This is a genomic window from Pseudovibrio denitrificans JCM 12308, assembly GCF_001310815.1.
Classification (GTDB): Bacteria; Pseudomonadota; Alphaproteobacteria; order Rhizobiales; family Stappiaceae; genus Pseudovibrio; species Pseudovibrio denitrificans.
Genome location: NZ_BAZK01000005.1, coordinates 299,822 through 317,348 on the forward strand (window position 1 = coordinate 299,822; position 17,527 = coordinate 317,348).

Below are 17,527 nucleotides of genomic sequence, written 5' to 3' on the forward strand. Positions count from 1 at the left end.
TAGGCAGTTATTAGGCAAAATTGCTAGGTGGCCCGAAAAATTAAAGCACAGGCTCTGAGAAGAAGAAATAAGAGGGAATGCATTTGTCAGTATTAATGGGATCAAAACGGAGTGAAGTGCTGCCATTTCAAGCCATGGAAGTGCTGAATGCTGCTAATCGCCTTGAGCAGGCTGGTGAACATGTGCTGCACATGGAAGTTGGGCAGCCCGGCGCGCCGGTTCCTGACTCGGTTTTGAAGGTGGCGCATGAGTATCTGTCTTCCGGCCGCCTGGGATACACAGAGGCACAGGGCATTCCACTGCTGAAGAAGAGCATTGCACGCTATTACAAGCAGACCTTTGGGCTTGAAGTGCCAGAATCCCGAATCTTTGCAACCACCGGTTCTTCTGCTGGCTTCAATCTGGCGTTTCTGGCGGGTTTTGATCGGGGGGACCGGATTGCGATTACGTCTCCGGGATATCCAGCCTATCGCAATATCATTGAAGTGCTGGGCCTGGAGTGTGTGGAGATTGAGGTTGGGCCAGAGACCCGCTGGTCACTGACGCCAGAAATCCTAGAAGAGGTGCACAAGGAAAAGCCTCTCAAGGGTGTGTTGGTGGCAAGTCCGGCAAACCCGACAGGCACCATGATGTCTCCTGAAGCTCTGAAGGCTTTGGTGGAGGCCTGTGAGGCGATGGACCTCTGGTTTATCTCAGATGAGATTTATCACGGCCTTGCCTATGACATGCGGGAGGAGACTGCGCTTCGGTTTACGGACAAGGCGATCATCGTCAACAGCTTCTCCAAGTACTACTGCATGACCGGTTGGCGTATCGGCTGGATGGTGTTGCCTGAGGTACTGGTGCGGCCGATTGAGCGGATTGCGCAGAGCCTTTACATCTCACCCCCAGAACTGGCGCAGGTGACTGCTGCGGCTGCGTTTGATGCGGTGGAAGACTACGAGAAGATCAAGGCAGGTTATGCTGCGAACCGTCAGGTACTTCTGGATCACTTACCTCAGCTGGGCTTTGATGTGTTGCCAGTGGACGGCGCATTCTATGTTTATGCTGGCGTCTCCAAGCTGACTAATGACTCAATGGATTTCTGTCAGCGTATGCTCGCCGAAACGCATATTGCTGCAACACCGGGTGTCGACTTCGATCTTACTCGCGGTCATCAATTCATGCGCTTTTCCTTTGCTGGGAAGGAGGCAGACATAAAGCTGGCCGTAGAGCGATTGGAAAGCTGGCTCAAGTAGGCAGAACTAACAACAAAAAAGCCCGCTCAAATGAGCGGGCTTTTTATTTGATCTCAGATCTTCTTAGAAGAAGGAGCGGCGCTGCCACCAGCCGGTGCGGCGTGGTGTGTCTTCATCGCTCTCAACTGCTACGGTTTCACCTTCAACAACTTTGTGGGAGGTGACGACCGGCTTGGTTGGTGCCTTTGGCTTTGCCGGAGCTTCAACTTCAACTGCAGCCTCGACCGCTGGAGCTTCCTCAGCAACAGGAGCTTCTTCCTTTGCTTCGGTTTTTGGCTCCTCAGCTGGCTTTTCTTCCTTCGGCTGCTCAGCAACAGCGTCAGCTGTCTCAGTGACAGGCTCTGCCGCAACTTCAACCACTTCTGCGACAGGTTCAACCGGTGCTTCTACAGCAGCTGGAGCTTCTTTGACGGCTACGTCTTCGGAAGCTTCTGCCTGCACAGCAGGTGCTTCAGTTTCTTCCTTGGCTTCAGGAGCTGCTTCTTTTTCTGCAGCAGGCTTTCTGCGACGACGACGCGGCTTGCGTGTCTCTTTCTTTGGCTCTTCTTCAGTTTCCGCTGTGGTTTCAGCAGGCGCAGAAGCTTCTTCTGCCGGTGCTGCATCTTCAGCGGTTTCAGATTTTGCCTCAGCGATGATTTCTTCTACGCTGTCTGCAGTGCCTTCTTCGGAGCGCTCAGCTTCTTCAGAAGATTCTGCGCCTTCAGCTGCTTCTGCGTTCTCGCCGTTTTCATCAGATGCATTTCTGCGGCGTGAGCGACGGCCACCACGGCGACCGCGACGACGCTTACGACGACGATCATCATCGTCTTCGCCGGCGTCTGATGCTTCCGCATCCGCAGATTTTTCTTCAGCGGCTTCTTCGTCATCGGAAGGTTGTTCTTCAGACAGATCAGCATCGTCCAGCTTCTGTTCTGCTTCAGCCTTGTCTCCACCGCGACGGCGGCGGCGACGACGGCGACGGCGACGATCGTTGCCATCTTCGTCAGAAGCTTCCTGCTTCTGCTCGTCTGCTGCTTCCTCGATCACGTCTTCATCTTCCTCAATCGGGAAGATGGTGTCCGGCTGAACGGTTGCAGGCAGCGGCTGGGTGCGTTCGCTTGGTGTTGCGAGTTCACCACGCTCCAGAGTGAAGTGCTGCTCGGTAACGCTGTCGTCACCAAAAATGGAGATTTCCAGACCGAAGCGGCGTTCCAGATCCATCAGGTGATGGCGCTTCTGGTTCAGGATGTACATTGCCACTTCGTTTGGCGTGCGCAGGTTCAGGTTATGTGAGGAGCCGCGCAGCAGCTGATCTTCCAGAGAGCGGAGGATGTGCAGAGCAACGGATTCTACTGAACGTACGATGCCGGAACCATGGCAGTGCGGACATACAACGGAAGAGCTTTCCAGCACGCCGGTACGGATACGCTGCCGTGACATTTCCAGTAGGCCGAAGTGAGAAATACGGCCAACCTGAATGCGGGCGCGGTCAGACTTCAGGCATTCCTTCAGGCGACGCTCAACAGCACGGTTGTTGCGGTTCTCTTCCATATCAATGAAGTCGATAACCACAAGACCGGCGAGGTCACGCAGACGGAGCTGGCGTGCGATCTCTTCAGCAGCTTCTAGGTTGGTTGCCTGAGCTGTGTCTTCAATGTTCTGTTCGCGTGTTGCCTTACCGGAGTTCACGTCGATAGCGACAGAGCTTCTGTCTGGTTGATGACGATGTAACCGCCAGACTTCAATGTCACCTGCGGGGAGAACATTGCATCCAGCTGGGCCTCAACACCGAAACGGGTGAAGATTGGCGTTGCATCGCGGTATGGCTGAACATTCTTGGAATGGCTTGGCATCAGCATACGCATGAAGTCTTTTGCTTCACGGTAGCCTTCTTCGCCAGCAACCAGAACCTGATCGATGTCTTTGTTGTAAAGGTCACGGATAGAGCGCTTGATCAGGCTACCTTCCTCATAAACGAGGGTAGGAGCTGCTGAATCAAGAGTCAGTTCGCGGACATTTTCCCAAAGACGCAAGAGGTATTCGAAGTCACGCTTAATTTCTGCTTTGGTTCTGCTTGCACCTGCGGTCCGCAGGATAACACCCATGCCGTTCGGCACATCCAGATCACCAGCAACCTGCTTCAGGCGCTTGCGGTCTGTTGGCTTGGTGATCTTACGAGAGATCCCGCCACCACGGTCGGTGTTTGGCATTAGAACAGAATAACGGCCAGCGAGAGACAGGTATGTGGTCAGAGCTGCGCCTTTGTTGCCGCGCTCTTCCTTCACCACCTGAACCAGCAGCAGCTGGCGGCGTTTGATGACTTCCTGAATTTTGTAGTTGTCGCGCAGGCGGCGAGGGCGCTCGGTAACTTCTTCCTGCGCTTCGTCTTCGCTTTCATCCTGCTCGTCAGCGTCAGAAGCTGCTTCCGCAGTTTCTTCTTCTGCTTCAGTCTTCTCTTCAGACGCTTCGCCGGAAGTCTCTTCCTCAGTTGTTTCTTCGGAAGTGGTTGCTTCTACAGGAGCGGCTTCCTCGGAAGCTTCTTCTGCAGGATTTTCCTCTGTGCTTTCAGCTTCGGCAGCAGCTTCATCAGCAGTCTTTGCATCTGTGTCATCTTCGTCAGAAGGTGCTTCAGCTTCGATATCCTCGATGCTGTCGTCCTGGAACGGCGCATCCATGCTGGCGAGTGCTTCAGCTTCGTGTTCGGCTTCAAGCGCGCTGGTTTCAGCTTCAATCAGCTCAGCGACAACCTCTTCAGAAGCTTCTGCGGCTTTTGCAGCTGCGGCTTTCTGAATTTCAGCTTCACGCTTAGCTTCTTCTTTTTCACGACGCTCGCGCTCGCGCTGGTTTGCAGCGGCTTCAGCTGCAAGCTGAGCTTCAAGAGCTTCGCGATCTTCTTTCGGAAGCTGATAATAATCCGGATGGATTTCGCTGAATGCGAGGAACCCGTGTCTGTTGCCACCGTACTCGACAAATGCTGCCTGAAGAGATGGCTCTACTCTGGTGACTTTAGCTAGATAAATATTTCCGCGAAGCTGCTTTCTGTTTGCTGCTTCAAAGTCAAATTCCTCAACCCGATTCCCGCGCACGACCGTAACCCGGGTCTCCTCCGGGTGGGTCGCATCTATCAGCATCTTGTTTGCCATGAAGTGAGTTCCTTAGGACCAAGCCCTGAAGACGGCGCGAGTGGCGCTGAGATTTGTACATCCCCAGGTCGGTCAACTTGTTATTTAAGTTGCTAGTAGAAAAGGCGAGACGGCGGCGCGCATGAGCACGACAGGAAGGGACCGACTGACACGTCGGCGCACTGCTTCCTACAGTGTGTTCATTTGTATTTGCGCGTAGCTTTGACAAACCGTTCGCCCTTAATGATCTCTTGTGTCCGCCCAAAAGGCGGTATGCTTTAGATAGAAGCGCTTCTTCAGGCTTCCAGTAAGTAAACAACTCTTCGTGCGCCTAGCTGCCCTACCTCTCCGAATTTTCGGGGATAAAGCACTTATCCAGAGCGACAGAAAAACTGTTCACAACCCGCCATGACTGAAAATGTCACGGCAAAACTCTGTCTTGGTTCTCGAGCAGACTGCTCTTCCGGTTGGTTTATATCGTATCCACATCAACAAACTGGAAACGACATAAATTGCTCATATGGGCTTTTGAAGCATTCCGATCAGCTTGAAAACTGCGAAAATCTCAGGATATCAGCTTCAAAAAATATGGCTCACAACTTTACAGAACAGTTCCAAATCGAAGTCCTAGTAAACCTTTTACGATCCATCGAGACGCTTGGCAAGCTTGGGAAAATCGATCTGGCAGTGTGTTGCTACGAAAGCTGCAGTTGTTAATCAATGCTTAATGAAGGGTTTGGCGGGGTGACTTTCGCTTAATCGTCATTTAATCGTTCAACTTGATTTAAACTAAATTGCCAGCGTTTATTGAGGGGAGTGAAAAGGTGAGCCGCATCAGTCATGCATTCCAGTTCTGTGCTCTCAGTCTTTTATTGTTTTGCGTTTTCTCTTCTTGCGGTCGTCGCAGTGAATGGCCCGGCAACAGCGCAAAATGCAGTTTCTGTCGTCTCGGATGCACGTGTTGCCGGAGATCTGAAGCGAACACGCTTCATTCTCGATATGGACGGTGAAGTGGGCTATAGCCTGTCATTCTTGTCCCGCCCTTATCGTCTGGTGATTGATCTCCCATCAGTGACCTTTGAGTTTCCACGAGATTTTACGCCGAAGGGGCGGGGACTTGTGCGTTCCTGGCGCTATGGCTCCATTTCCAAGGGGCGCTCGCGTGTTGTTCTGGATCTGAATTCACCGGTGGCGTTGGACAAAACCTTTCTGCTGCCCGGTGTTCAAGATCAGCCGACGCGGTTGGTGATTGATCTGACCGAATCTTCCCCTGATGAGTTTGAAGCTTCCGTTGGCCGTGCAATTGCGCAGACTTTGCCGGTAGGCGCGACAGCTTCTGTTCCTGATGAGCCAAAGGCTGAGGAACCTGTGCGAGCTGCTGACAGCAACTTGCCGGTGATCGTTATTGATCCGGGGCATGGCGGCGTTGATTCCGGAGCCGTGGGCAGTAACGGGACGCTGGAGAAGGCAATTGTGCTCAACTTTGCCCGGTTCCTGAAACAGAAACTGGATAAACTTGGCTACTATCAGGTTCATCTAACCCGTGAAGACGACAAGTTCATTTCTCTTGGCAAGCGCACCAAGATTGCTCGTGGCAAGGATGCTGACCTCTTTATCTCCATTCATGCGGATTCGATCACAAATGGGGCAGAGACCACACGTGGTGCCTCAATCTACACCCTATCAGAGAAAGCCTCCGACCGTATGGCGGCGGCTTTGGCGCGGCGTGAAAACTATTCCGATGTAATCGGTGGTGTGGATTTTTCTGATGAACCAGAAGAGGTTACAGACATTCTTGTGGAGTTGACGCGACGCGAAACCAAGAATTTTTCGATCCATTTTGCACGATTGGTGGTTGAAGAACTTAAAAGCGCCACAACAGTTATTAAAAATCCTCTTCGTTCTGCGGGGTTTCAGGTGCTGAAAAGCCACGATGTCCCTTCCGTTTTGATCGAGCTTGGATTTCTTTCCAATAATCTGGATGAGAAAATGTTAGGTTCTGATGAGTGGCGGGAACGTGTGTCGGATGCGATTGTTCAGGCAACGAACAGTTTCTTTCGGGCCAGAATTGCGCAGCAATAGCTGTTTGGCTGATTGTTTTTCGGGTGCGTATATGTCGCTGTTGCGGTGGGATAATTCCAAAGTTCCTGCCTCAGCTTTGCCATAATGAAAAGCGATTGGGTGCCAAACTGTAACAGTGAAGTCTGGATTCGGTTCTGCTGCACTCATTCGGGCCAAGACCTCTTGACCCTTTACCGGAAATGCATCAGGAACGGCGTTTGAAACTGGCTCTGGAATGCTGGCTTCACGACTCGAACATTCTTAGCGGGAAAGCAAACGAGCCCGAATATGAGATTATTTTTGAAGTTCATTGGATATCTCTTTGGGATTTCAGTTGTTCTGGGGCTGATTGCAGCGGCCGGACTGTGGATTTATCTCAATGACATAACCAAGGATCTGCCGGATTACACTGCGCTGAAGGATTACGAACCACCAGTCATGACACGTGTGCATGCCGCTGATGGTCATCTCATGTATGAGTTCGCGCGTGAGCGGCGTTTGTTTATTCCGATTCAGGCTATTCCTGACCGTGTGAAGCAGGCTTTCCTTTCTGCGGAAGACAAGAATTTCTATGAGCATATTGGTATTGATCCATGGGGCATTGGCCGTGCGGTGATCACCAACGTGCGCAACAGTGGTTCCGGGCGCCGCCTTGTTGGTGCGTCTACCATTACGCAGCAGGTGGCGAAGAACTTCCTTCTGACCGGTGAGCAGAAGTATGAGCGCAAGATCAAAGAAGCGCTTCTGGCTTTGCGCATTGAGCAGGCCTTCACCAAAGATGAAATCCTCGAACTTTATCTGAATGAGATCTACCTTGGCGTAGGGGCATATGGCGTTGGTGCTGCATCCCTGATCCTGTTTGACAAATCCGTTCATGAGCTTGAACTGCAAGAGATTGCTTATCTGGCTGCTGTTCCAAAAGGCCCATCCAACTATCACCCATACCGCTATCGCGATCGTGCTATTGAGCGTCGTAACTGGGTGATCGACCGTATGGTTGAGAACGGCTACGTTTCTGTTCAGGAAGGCATCGAAGCAAAAGCGAAGCCGCTGGATGTGAAGCTGCGTCCAACAGGAAACCTCGTGAGAGGATCTGAGTACTTCTCTGAGGCTGTGCGTCGTCAGTTGGCTGCTCAATATGGCGAAGAGAAGCTCTATGAGGACGGTTTGTCCGTTCGGACTTCTCTTAATCCTGATATGCAGCTGAAAGCGCGTAAAGCCCTGCGTGATGGTCTGGTTGACTTTGACCATAAGCGAGGCAAATGGCGTGGACCGATCGGCAACATCGAAATCGCTTCCAGCGACTGGGGTGCTGCTTTGGACAAAGTTCAGACCCTGAACGATGTTCCTGAGTGGACCAGCGCAGTTGTTCTTTCTGTGAGCAATCAGAAGGCTGTTGTTGGACTTCGTCCAGAGCGCCTTGCGAACCGCAAGCTTTCTACCGAGCGCGTGCGTGCTGATCTAAACCTGAGCGACATGAAGTGGGCGCGCGTTAATGGACGTGCTCCGCGCAATGTTCAGGAAGTGCTGAACCCGGGCGATGTTGTCTACGTGCAGCGCATGCCAAGCGGTAAGTATGTTCTGCGTCAGATTCCTGAGGTTTCCGGGGCTCTGGTGGCGATGGATCCGCATACTGGTCGTGTTCTGGCGCTTGTTGGTGGCTTTAGCTATGCAGAGAGCCAGTTCAACCGCGCGACACAAGCATGGCGTCAGCCGGGTTCTGTTTTCAAGCCGTTCGTTTATGCAGCTGCGCTGGATAATGGTTATACGCCATCTTCTGTTGTGCTTGATGCGCCGGTTGAAATTGAACAGGGACCGGGACAAGACCCATGGAAGCCGCAGAACTACGGCGGCAAGTTCTACGGTCCGTCCACTCTGCGGACAGGTATTGAGCTTTCCCGTAACGTGATGACAGTGCGCCTTGCTCAGGACATGGGCATGGATCTGGTTTCCGAGTATGCGCGCAGCTTTGGCATTGATGACAACATGATGCCAGTGCTCTCCATGTCTCTGGGTGCCGGTGAAACGACTGTGATGCGTATGACTGCTGCGTACTCCATGATGGCAAATGGTGGCCGCCGCGTGCAGCCAACTCTGATTGACCGCATTCAGAACCGTTATGGTGAAACCATCTATCAGAACGACCAGCTGGTCTGCACCAATTGCTCTGAAGAGTATTGGGATAATCAGGCAGAGCCTGAATTGATCGATACTCGCGAGCAGGTGCTCGACCCAATGACGGCTTATCAGATCACCTCCATGATGGAAGGTGTGGTACAGCGTGGTACGGCGACAGGTGTTAAGGCTGTTGGCCGTCCGGTTGCTGGTAAGACCGGTACCACCAACGACGAGCGTGATGCCTGGTTTGTGGCTTTACGCCAGAACTGACCGTTGGTGTATTTGTTGGTTACGACACGCCTCGCAAGATGGGTAAAGGTGCAACTGGTGGTCAGGTTGCTGCGCCAATCTTCACCTCGTTCATGAAAGACGCGCTTCAGGATGCACCTCCACTTGAGTTCCGCGTTCCTAACGGTTTGCGTCTGGTTTCCATTAACCGCCGTACAGGTCTGCGGGCATCCGCAGGTTCTCCAGGAACCATTCTGGAGTCCTTCAAGCCTGGTACATCTCCACCGGACAGTTATTCTGTGATTGGCTTCCAGGATGAGATTGGTATCCGTCAGGATCTTTCTCCGGAAGCAGGGCGGGCGGTTATGTCCGGTACTGGTGGTCTTTACTAAAACTCTTCATGGGCTGGTCATGCTAACTGCGTGACCAGCCCACAGTTTCTGTGGTCTGACTGATTGCGGAAATGATTTGCTGCGACTATGTTCGCAACCGACGCAGTACAATTGACTGCATTAAAGTTTTTTCAAAACAGTGAGGTATCCGATGCGCGCCGAAATGGAGGCCATCGTCGACGAAATCAAGCAGGCCATAAGCCTGCTGAGGAGGCATCTTTGACTGGGACGTCGCACTTGTCCGTCTAGATGAACTCAATGCGCTTTCTGAAGATCCAGATCTTTGGAATGACCCGACGAATGCGCAAAAACTTATGCGTGAACGCCAGCAGCTTGATGACAGCATCAATGGCGTTCGCAAGCTTGAGCAGGATCTCGTTGACAATCAGGAACTGATTGAAATGGGCGAGATGGAGGACGATCAGTCTGTCGTTGACGAGGCTGAGGGTGCTCTGAAGGCTATGCTTGAGCAGGTCAACAAGCTTCAGCTGCAGTCTCTGCTTTCTGGTGAAGCAGATGGCAACGACACTTACATCGAGATCAACTCTGGTGCAGGTGGTACGGAGAGCCAGGATTGGGCCAGCATGTTGCTGCGTATGTATCGTCGTTGGGGCGAACAGCACGGCTACAAAGTTGAGCTGATGGAATACAACGACGGTGAAGAAGCTGGCATCAAGTCTGCGACTTTGCTTGTGAAGGGCGAGAATGCCTATGGCTGGATGAAGACCGAAGCTGGTGTTCACCGTCTGGTTCGTATCTCCCCATATGACTCCAACGCGCGCCGTCATACGTCCTTTGCATCTGTCTGGGTTTATCCGGTTATTGATGATAGCATCAATATCGAGATTAATGAGGCCGACTGCCGCATTGATACCTACCGCGCATCTGGTGCAGGTGGTCAGCACGTGAATACGACTGACTCTGCTGTTCGTATCACGCACAATCCGACTGGTATTGTTGTTCAGTGTCAGAGCGAACGTTCTCAGCATAAAAACCGCGCTACAGCGTGGGACATGCTGCGTGCGCGTCTTTATGAGGCTGAGTTACAGCGCCGTGAAGAGCAGGCGAACAAGGATGCTGCCTCCAAGACCGATATCGGTTGGGGGCATCAGATTCGCTCTTACGTTCTGCAGCCATACCAGCTGGTGAAGGATCTGCGGACAGGTGTTGAAAGCACTGCGCCTTCTGACGTTCTGGACGGTGATCTGGACAAGTTCATGGAAGCAACGCTCGCACACCGCGCCTTCGGCAATGCTCCAGCAGCGGTTGAAGATCTCGACTAAATCTTGTCTTCTGCAATGAATGAGAAAGCCCCGGAACTCAGTTTCGGGGCTTTTTGTTTTCCGTGGAAATGGATGTTACGGCAGGTTGAGGGCGACTTTGGTTTGCTGTTTAGGGCGGAAGATCGCTGCCAGTCTGTCTCCAGTGCGGATGAAGCGCATTGGGTTGATTGGTTTGCCGTTCAGGCGCACTTCGTAGTGAAGGTGAGGACCGGTGGAGCGGCCTGTGTTGCCGACTGTGCCGACCATATCGCCCATGTTGACGCGTTGACCTTCACTCACCAAAAGCTTTTGCATGTGGGCGTAACGGGTGATCAGGCCATTGTCGTGAACAATTTCTACAGACAGACCATAGCCACCGTTGTAGCGAGACAGTGAGACGATACCGGCACCAGTTGCTTTCACTGGGGTTCCGCGGCTGGCTTTGAAATCGAGCCCGGTGTGAATTGCTGGTTTGCCGAGGAATGGATCGGTGCGTGCCCCATAAGGCTGGAGATGTTAAAGCTGTTCAGCGGGCGCCCAAATGGGAGCGCATCTACCTTCGCGTTCAACTCAATGCGCTGCTCTATGATCCTGCGGGCTGCAATCATGCTGCTGTCGAGATCAGCCGTTCCAATGTCCTGATAGATGCCACCAGCAGAAGAGCGAGGTGTGACAAACGCTGGCTGAGAGACACCGGCTTTTTTGAGCAGGGTGTTGGCCCGTTTGATGTCGTCCAGTGCGGCTTGTGTGTAGGCCGTCAACAAAAGCTGGCCTTGAGCTTGTTTGGAATAGAAATCTTTGTGTGTTGCCGCCTGTTGTTCAGCAGCGGTCTTCTTTCCCGACAAAGTGCTCAAAATATCCAGTGGTGCAGAGCTGTTCTGCTGCGGGGCATAGGAGAGGCTTGCTGTTGGAGCTGCTGGTGTCGCGCTCTTAAGCGGTTTGCGTTTTGGGGACGGTGGGATTGCAGAAAGGACGAGATTGGACTGCTCTGCCAGTGTTACCAGAGCTTCGATTTCTCTGAACTGGCGCAGCAAGAGCTCTTGCTGTTTACGGGCTGGAGCGCTCAAGCCAGAAGCGTCCTGATCCATGCGGCCTCTCAGCTCTCCAAGCTGAAATTTGAGGTCCCGGATTTCGCTTTCATAGTTTTCACGGAGAGCTATTTCTCTGGATAATGTTGAATTAAGCCGTATCTCGCTGAGTGACTGCTGAAAGCTGCTTGCTAATACTGCAGAGACCACAGCCGTGGCTGCGAGACCGGAAATCCAATAGGCCACGGGCGGAATTGAGCGCAGCTCAGATGTGATGCGCGAAAGCCACATTGGACCATCCAACTTCAATTGACTGTAATTGCTGGAAAACTCACTGCACCTAGAAAGTTTCATCGGATGACCACTTGCTCAGTTTGCCTACTGGAAATGATTTGTTAAATTCGATTAAAGTTAGTTATGGTTAATAAAGTCTAAGTGCGGTGTATCATTAGGTCAATTTGATGAGCGGGCGGTAGAAGCCCGGAGTGAGGCCAGCTTCAGATCTTGCCCTGTCATTAAACGGGGGTTTCAGTGGTCCTTTGAAATGTTGTTTTACGAGCTGTTGAAAACGTGGCTCAGGGCGCACGCGCTGGCGGTCACACATGAAGCGGAACCACTTTGCTCCAAAGGCAACGTGCCCTTTTTCATCCCGGTAGATCACATGCAGCACACTGGCCGTGTCCTCATCACCAGTGGCGTTGGCCTTCTCGATCATGGATGGTGTGATGTCGAGGCCGCGTGCTTCCAGCACCAGCGGGATGATTGCCAGACGGGCTAACAGATCCTTGCCGGTGGATTGAGCTGCCTGCCACAGGCCATCGTGGGCAGGGAGGTCGCCATACGCTGCACCAAGCTTTGCCAGTCGTTCCTGAATGAGTGTGAAGTGCTTTGCCTCTTCCAAGCCTACGCGGACGAAATCATCGTAGTAAGAGCGCGGCATTGGTACATGTGTGAAGCGCCCAATCAGATCCCAGGTGAGATCGATAGCATTCAGCTCGATATGGGCCAATGAGTGGAGTAGGGCGACTTTGCCGTTTTTGCCGCCGACGGCGCGCTTTGGCATATCGCGAGGTGGAAGCAGATCTGGTTTGGCCGGGCGGCCCGGGCGATCCGGCATAGGCCTTTCTGCAGATCCTCTTGAAATGGAGAGTGCGCCTTTGAACCATTGATTGGCCACATAGTAGGCCAGTGCGACTTTCAGCTCCAGATCTGGTGTCTCCAGAATCTGGCGTGCACCGTCCTTGAGCGACTTTACACTGATATATTCAGGAAGGTTGAGATGCGCTTGTCCAGCAAACGCATCTGCTTCATTTTTGCCCGGTAGTTTTGGCATTCTTTACTGGCTCAGACTCTTCAGTTCTTCCAAAACCTTTTCGACGTGACCGGGAACGCGGACCTTACGCCAGATCTTGGCAATCTTGCCCGTTTTATCTATGAGAAACGTCGAGCGTTCAACGCCCATGTACTTCTTTCCGTACATGTTTTTTTCTACCCAGACGCCGTAGGCCTCGCAGACCTCTTTGTCGGTATCTGCCCCAAGTGTGACAGTTAGCCCGTGTTTCGCCTTAAACTTGTCATGCTTTAGTGCTGTATCGGGCGAAATGCCAATGATAACAGCATTGTGTTTTTGAAACTCAGCCGCATGTTCGGTAAAGGCAATTGCTTCCTTAGTGCAGCCGGGCGTGTCATCTTTAGGATAAAAGTAAACAACGACTGACTGGCCAGTTTGTTCTGATAAAATGAATTGTCCTTGCGAATCTGTGGCTAAGGAGAAATCCGGTGCCGGCATTTCTTCCAGCGGTAAGGAAGGTGTCGCATCTTTTGTATCAGGCATTCTTTATTTGCTCCTGGGGTGTGCAATTTGTCTCTCAGGACTGCGTTTTTCTACATGGTGTAGATAAGTAATTTATCTTGCAGAGCACCTGTGATCACGCGATGCTAGCGCAGGTTACGATTCGAGCATACTCGAACGGACTACTAAAACAGGGAATAAGATTCTGGCTGTTGATGTTGGGAATTCAGCAGAGCTTGAAAGCTCTTCGGTTACACGCCGTTTTAAGCGCCGCGTTGTCTGGGGCGTTGTTTGTGTTTTTCTGTTTTTGACGATTGGTTTTGGCGGTTACCGTTTGATGAGCGGGCCGGTTTCTGTGCCTTATCTGGTGGATTGGGCGATCCGTCAGTTTGAAAGCAAGGCACTGAATGTCACGGTCGGCAGTGCCCAGTTTGACCTGTTTGGCGACAACGGCAGCCGCATCATTCTTGAAGACTCTCTCATCCGTGTCAAGGGGCGCACAGCCGCGACTGTTCTGCTGCCCCGGGCTGAGATTGGCATCAATCTCTCGGGTCTTTTGACGGGTGATCTGGAGATCACGAGCGTGGCGCTTGAACGCCCATCTGCGACCATTCGGCTGGCAAGCGGCTCAGAGCCTCTGCCACGGGTTCAGAACCGTGTTGTTGCGATTGACAAGTTCAGTGTGATTGCTGTTGAGGAACTCAAGCGCTGGCACTTGGAAAAGGTTGCGATTGAGTACGGCCGTCTGGTGATCAACACTCAAGGGGAAGAGTTCGTCGCTGATGGCATTGATGCAAATGCGGTACTGCTGGATGACCTTTCCTTTGCTGTGAATGCGAAGATCGTGGGCCGTGAAGGGGATTGGTCATGGGATCTGAAGCGAACCGTGACGCCTGAAACGGGTGTTCGCAACATCTCCGTCAATCTGCGTGATGCTTCCCTGCGTGACCTGCTACCGACACACAGTTTTGCCCGCGATGACAAGCTGGCAAGTACCCGCTTGTTCGTTGAAGCCAGTGCAGAGCTTTGGGCAACGGGTGAGTTTGTCAGCGCAGATATGAATGTGCGGACGTCTCCGATCTTCATCCGCACTGCACCAGACAACTCCATCACCGTTGATGAAGCGTACCTGGATCTGAAACTGCAGCGCGATACTCCGGATATTATCGTTGGCCGGTCATATCTGCGCCGCAAGAATACGCGCGTGGTGTTTGGCGGTGTATTGCAGCCACCTGTCACTGAAGGGGCAGAGTGGAACTATTCTCTGGGCTCTCGTGAGATCGTACTGGCACCTGCGGATGTGAATTCGCCGCCGCTGCTTTTCCCGGATGCGTATGCGTCTGGCTCGTTTGATCCGGCCAACTCGTTGATTTCAATTGAGCGAGCACGGGCTGTTGGTCTTGATGCGGATATCAATGTGGCTGGTTCATTCTATTACGGTCAGCCGGGGCCATCTTTGGCTCTTTCTGTTTACACCCCAAGCCTGAGCTTTGGTGAGGTGCTGCAGGTTTGGCCAACGATTACAGCTCCAAAAACCCGCGACTGGTTGATCAACCATCTTGGTCCTGGCCGTGTTGATAATGTGTACCTGGACTTGGCGCTTGGGCCTGCAGCTTTTGATGGTGATAAGGCAACGCCTGCTTGGCAGGGGAATGGACTGACAGCGACATTTGATGTGATTGATGGCTCTATCAAGGCGCTGAACTCACTGCCTGTGGTGCGTGATCTGACTGGATCAGGGAAGATTGAAAACGAAGATTTCTCGATCTCCGGCACCAATGGCCACTTCCGCATGCAGGATGGCAATATCGTCAAGGTTCCGGAAGTTCAGTTTGCCATCAAGAAGATTGCTGGGCCGGGTATTCAGCCTGCGGAACTTTCTGTTGTTGTGACGGGCCGGGCAGATGATCTTGGTGTCCTGGCAGATTCTGAGCCGATCAACGCACTGGACGGCTTTAGCGTGGTGCCTGCGGATCTTTCCGGAACAGGTGAGGTACGCGTTGAGGCATCGTTCCCGCTTGCTAAGAACCTGAAAGTCAAGGACGTTGACTGGCGCGCCAATCTGGATCTGAAAGATTTTACCAGTAAAGCGAAGATTTCAGGTCAGACCATTGAAAACGCAGATCTTATTGTTCAGGCAGATACGAAACAGACACTGATTACCGGTAAGGGTAAGCTCAACGGCTTCCAGTCTGAAATCGATCTGAGCACCAGCCGTGATGGCAGTGGCGGTGAGGACCGGCAGGGAGTTACGTTTGTTGCGAATGCCAAGGACCTAAAAGACTACGGTGTTGATCTGCAGGATTACATCAAGGGCCCGATCAAAGTCAGCTATGAAGATAGCGGCGGTGCGCAGGTGTTTGAGCTGGATCTGGCGAAAGCTTCCATCAATGTGAGGGAAGTTGGCTGGAGTAAGGTTCCTGGCGTTCGTGCAACGGCGCGTTTCCGTGTGACCAGCTCTGGTAATGCCAAGACACTACATAACTTCTCGTTCCTCTCTGAGGGAGTGGAAGTGCGTGGCAATCTGAAGATTGATAGTAGTGGCAAATTATCTCTGGCTGATTTCTCCGCTTTTAATTTGCGTCCGAATGACAATGCGAAGATGACTGTTCGCCCGCGTCGTGGTGGGGGCTACAAGGTTGTGCTGAACGCAGAGCGTTTTGATGGTCGTGCCCTACTGGATAGTTTTGGTGGCGATGGTGGTTCGTCTGCCAGCAAAGGCAGGAGAGACGTTGTTGAGGTTGACCTGAGCTTCCGTCGCTTGATTGGTTACAGAGGCGTTCAGGCGTCTAACGTACGCGTAGACGGGTTGTTCCGCGGTGAGAGCCCGGTCGACCTGACAGTCTCTGGAGCGACCTCCAGTCGTGGTCAGTTCAACTTCACTGTTGGTGGTGAAGGTAAGCACCGTTTTGCGAAGGGTAAGCTGAATAACACCGGCGAGTTCCTGCGCTTTATGGACATCTTCCCGCGTATGCGTGGTGGTAGCGGTCGCGTTGATATTCAGATGCCGAGCGATACCAACTGGGCTGGTCAGCTGACCGTGACGAACTTCTCCATCACAGAAGATCCAGCCATTAAGGCACTGAAGGGTATCAAGCCGCGTGAAATTCGTGGGTCACGGAACAGTGAAGTCTACTCGGCTGCGGTGAACTCAGGTGAGGCATCGTTCCAGAAGATGCGTATGCAGTTCTCCCGTAATGGCGATACGTTGAATGTTTCCAAAGGAACGCTGAGCGGCGCGATTATTGGCGGGACGTTTAGTGGAAACGCTAATCTGAAGAGCCGGAAGCTGGATATGGCAGGTACATTTGTACCGGCTTATGCGCTGAACAACCTGTTCGCCAAGCTGCCTGTGATTGGCCTCATTCTTGGTGGTGGATCTTCTGATGAAGGGCTGTTTGGTGTGACTTACAAGCTGGATGGTACTTTCGAGAAGCCACAGTTTCAGGTCAATCCGGTTTCAGCGATTGCACCGGGTGTGTTCCGCCGTATCTTTGAATTTAAGTAGTGTTGACAGGGAGGTAGGCTGCGAAGCGCATGCACACGTAGTCTGCTTCCCAACCTTTTTCTTTTGAGTAGAGATCCGGTTTCAGGCGTTTGATCGTCTCTTTGTAAAATCGTTTTTTATGTGCCTCGCTGAGCTCTTCTGTGAGGCTACCGGTGAAAAGCTCCAACCAGCCCTTCATACCCGTTTCCAGCGGCGTTCTGCGTTCTATCTCCGTGTGATAGGTGAGCGAAAAACCTGCCTCTTTCAGGGCGTGCATGTAAGTCTTTGGGGATGGGAAGATCCAGGGGCTTTTGTAGGGACCGAAATCTCTGTTCTCAGCAAACACATTTTCCATTGCAGAGCGGATGATCCGGCAGTTTCGGTCGCAGCCCATTTCACCCACAAACCGTCCTCCCGGTTTCAGGGCTTTGACAACACCGCGAATGACGCCTTTGTAGTCTTGCATCCAGTGAAGGGCAGCGTTGGAGAAGACAGCGTTGAACTCATTTTCAAACTCAAGCTTTTCGCCGGACATGAGCAGGGTTTTGATGCCTTTCTCATCGGCTTGCTTGAGCATGTCTTCTGCGGTGTCGATGCCAGTGACGAGTGCACCACGGTTTTGGATTTGTGCAGCCAGAGTGCCTTCACCGCAGCCGAGATCCAGAATGATTTCTCCTGGCTCGACAGAGAGTAGCTCAAGTGCATCCTGCCCGAAGTCGGGGACATAGGCGGCGTGTTTGAGATACTGCTGTGCGTTCCAGCTCTGCAGGACCATGGATTTGCTCCGTCATTCCTGAGTAGAGGGTACTTGAAGGAGCCT

9 protein-coding genes and 2 pseudogenes are annotated in these 17,527 nt (G+C 52.4%); 5 read left to right on the top strand and 6 right to left on the bottom strand.

Features of this window, described 5'->3' with window-relative positions:
• Window positions 1-95: 95 nt before the first annotated feature.
• Entirely contained in the window at window positions 96-1,238 is a 1,143-nt protein-coding gene (locus JCM12308_RS08515; protein ID WP_054783441.1) for a pyridoxal phosphate-dependent aminotransferase, read from the top strand.
• A 63-nt stretch (window positions 1,239-1,301) separates the two neighbouring features.
• On the opposite strand, the pseudogene JCM12308_RS08520 reads toward JCM12308_RS08515, so the two are convergent.
• A pseudogene (locus tag JCM12308_RS08520) lies at window positions 1,302-4,360 on the bottom strand (Rne/Rng family ribonuclease).
• Between the two features lie 819 nt (window positions 4,361-5,179).
• Here JCM12308_RS08520 and JCM12308_RS08525 point away from each other — a divergent pair.
• The 3 genes and pseudogenes from JCM12308_RS08525 (at window position 5,180) to prfB (ending at window position 10,421) form a co-directional block, all read left to right on the top strand.
• Window positions 5,180-6,421, top strand: coding sequence for an N-acetylmuramoyl-L-alanine amidase (locus tag JCM12308_RS08525; RefSeq protein WP_208978389.1), 1,242 nt, complete (start codon window positions 5,180-5,182; stop codon window positions 6,419-6,421).
• A 267-nt stretch (window positions 6,422-6,688) separates the two neighbouring features.
• Window positions 6,689-9,138 (top strand): annotated as a pseudogene (locus JCM12308_RS08530) (penicillin-binding protein 1A).
• 151 nt (window positions 9,139-9,289) lie between these two features.
• Window positions 9,290-10,421, top strand: a protein-coding gene (prfB, locus tag JCM12308_RS08535; RefSeq protein WP_128647353.1) for a peptide chain release factor 2 whose coding sequence is annotated in 2 segments (ribosomal slippage) — window positions 9,290-9,358 and window positions 9,360-10,421 — 1,131 coding nt in all. Because the reading frame shifts where the segments join, the coding sequence is not laid out codon by codon here.
• A 75-nt stretch (window positions 10,422-10,496) separates the two neighbouring features.
• Here prfB and JCM12308_RS31400 read toward each other — a convergent pair.
• The 4 genes from JCM12308_RS31400 to JCM12308_RS08550 form a co-directional block, all read right to left on the bottom strand.
• Window positions 10,497-10,823 carry a M23 family metallopeptidase gene (locus tag JCM12308_RS31400; RefSeq protein WP_244271854.1) on the bottom strand — a complete coding sequence of 109 codons (327 nt, stop codon included), beginning with the start codon at window positions 10,821-10,823 and terminating at the stop codon, window positions 10,497-10,499.
• On the bottom strand, window positions 10,820-11,719 hold the full coding sequence (locus JCM12308_RS08540) for a hypothetical protein (RefSeq protein ID WP_244271855.1): 900 nt from the start codon (window positions 11,717-11,719) through the stop codon (window positions 10,820-10,822). Before JCM12308_RS08540 ends, JCM12308_RS31400 begins: the two co-directional genes overlap by 4 nt.
• A 157-nt stretch (window positions 11,720-11,876) precedes the next feature.
• Window positions 11,877-12,761: a ferritin-like domain-containing protein gene (locus JCM12308_RS08545; protein WP_054783442.1), complete on the bottom strand. Its 885-nt coding sequence runs from the start codon at window positions 12,759-12,761 to the stop codon at window positions 11,877-11,879.
• A gap of 3 nt (window positions 12,762-12,764) precedes the next feature.
• Window positions 12,765-13,262 (bottom strand): peroxiredoxin, encoded by a 498-nt coding sequence (locus JCM12308_RS08550; protein WP_083416989.1) that lies wholly within the window; start codon window positions 13,260-13,262, stop codon window positions 12,765-12,767.
• 295 nt (window positions 13,263-13,557) lie between these two features.
• Between JCM12308_RS08550 and JCM12308_RS08555 the strand changes: the two genes are divergently transcribed.
• A complete protein-coding gene (locus JCM12308_RS08555) occupies window positions 13,558-16,728 on the top strand; it encodes a YhdP family protein (RefSeq protein WP_208609001.1) in 3,171 nt (1,056 codons plus the stop codon).
• On the opposite strand, the gene JCM12308_RS08560 is transcribed toward JCM12308_RS08555, so the two are convergent.
• Window positions 16,721-17,482 (bottom strand): class I SAM-dependent methyltransferase, encoded by a 762-nt coding sequence (locus tag JCM12308_RS08560; RefSeq protein WP_054783444.1) that lies wholly within the window; start codon window positions 17,480-17,482, stop codon window positions 16,721-16,723. The genes JCM12308_RS08555 and JCM12308_RS08560 overlap by 8 nt on opposite strands.
• Window positions 17,483-17,527 lie beyond the last annotated feature (45 nt).

Coding starts and splice junctions, on each gene's coding strand:
- JCM12308_RS08555 (WP_208609001.1), top strand. CDS start 13,558: ATGAGCGGGCCGGTTTCTGTGCCTTATCTGGTGGATTGGGCGATCCGT.
- JCM12308_RS08550 (WP_083416989.1), bottom strand. CDS start 13,262: ATGCCTGATACAAAAGATGCGACACCTTCCTTACCGCTGGAAGAAATG.
- JCM12308_RS08525 (WP_208978389.1), top strand. CDS start 5,180: ATGCATTCCAGTTCTGTGCTCTCAGTCTTTTATTGTTTTGCGTTTTCT.
- JCM12308_RS08560 (WP_054783444.1), bottom strand. CDS start 17,482: ATGGTCCTGCAGAGCTGGAACGCACAGCAGTATCTCAAACACGCCGCC.
- JCM12308_RS08540 (WP_244271855.1), bottom strand. CDS start 11,719: ATGTGGCTTTCGCGCATCACATCTGAGCTGCGCTCAATTCCGCCCGTG.
- JCM12308_RS08515 (WP_054783441.1), top strand. CDS start 96: ATGGGATCAAAACGGAGTGAAGTGCTGCCATTTCAAGCCATGGAAGTG.
- JCM12308_RS08545 (WP_054783442.1), bottom strand. CDS start 12,761: ATGCCAAAACTACCGGGCAAAAATGAAGCAGATGCGTTTGCTGGACAA.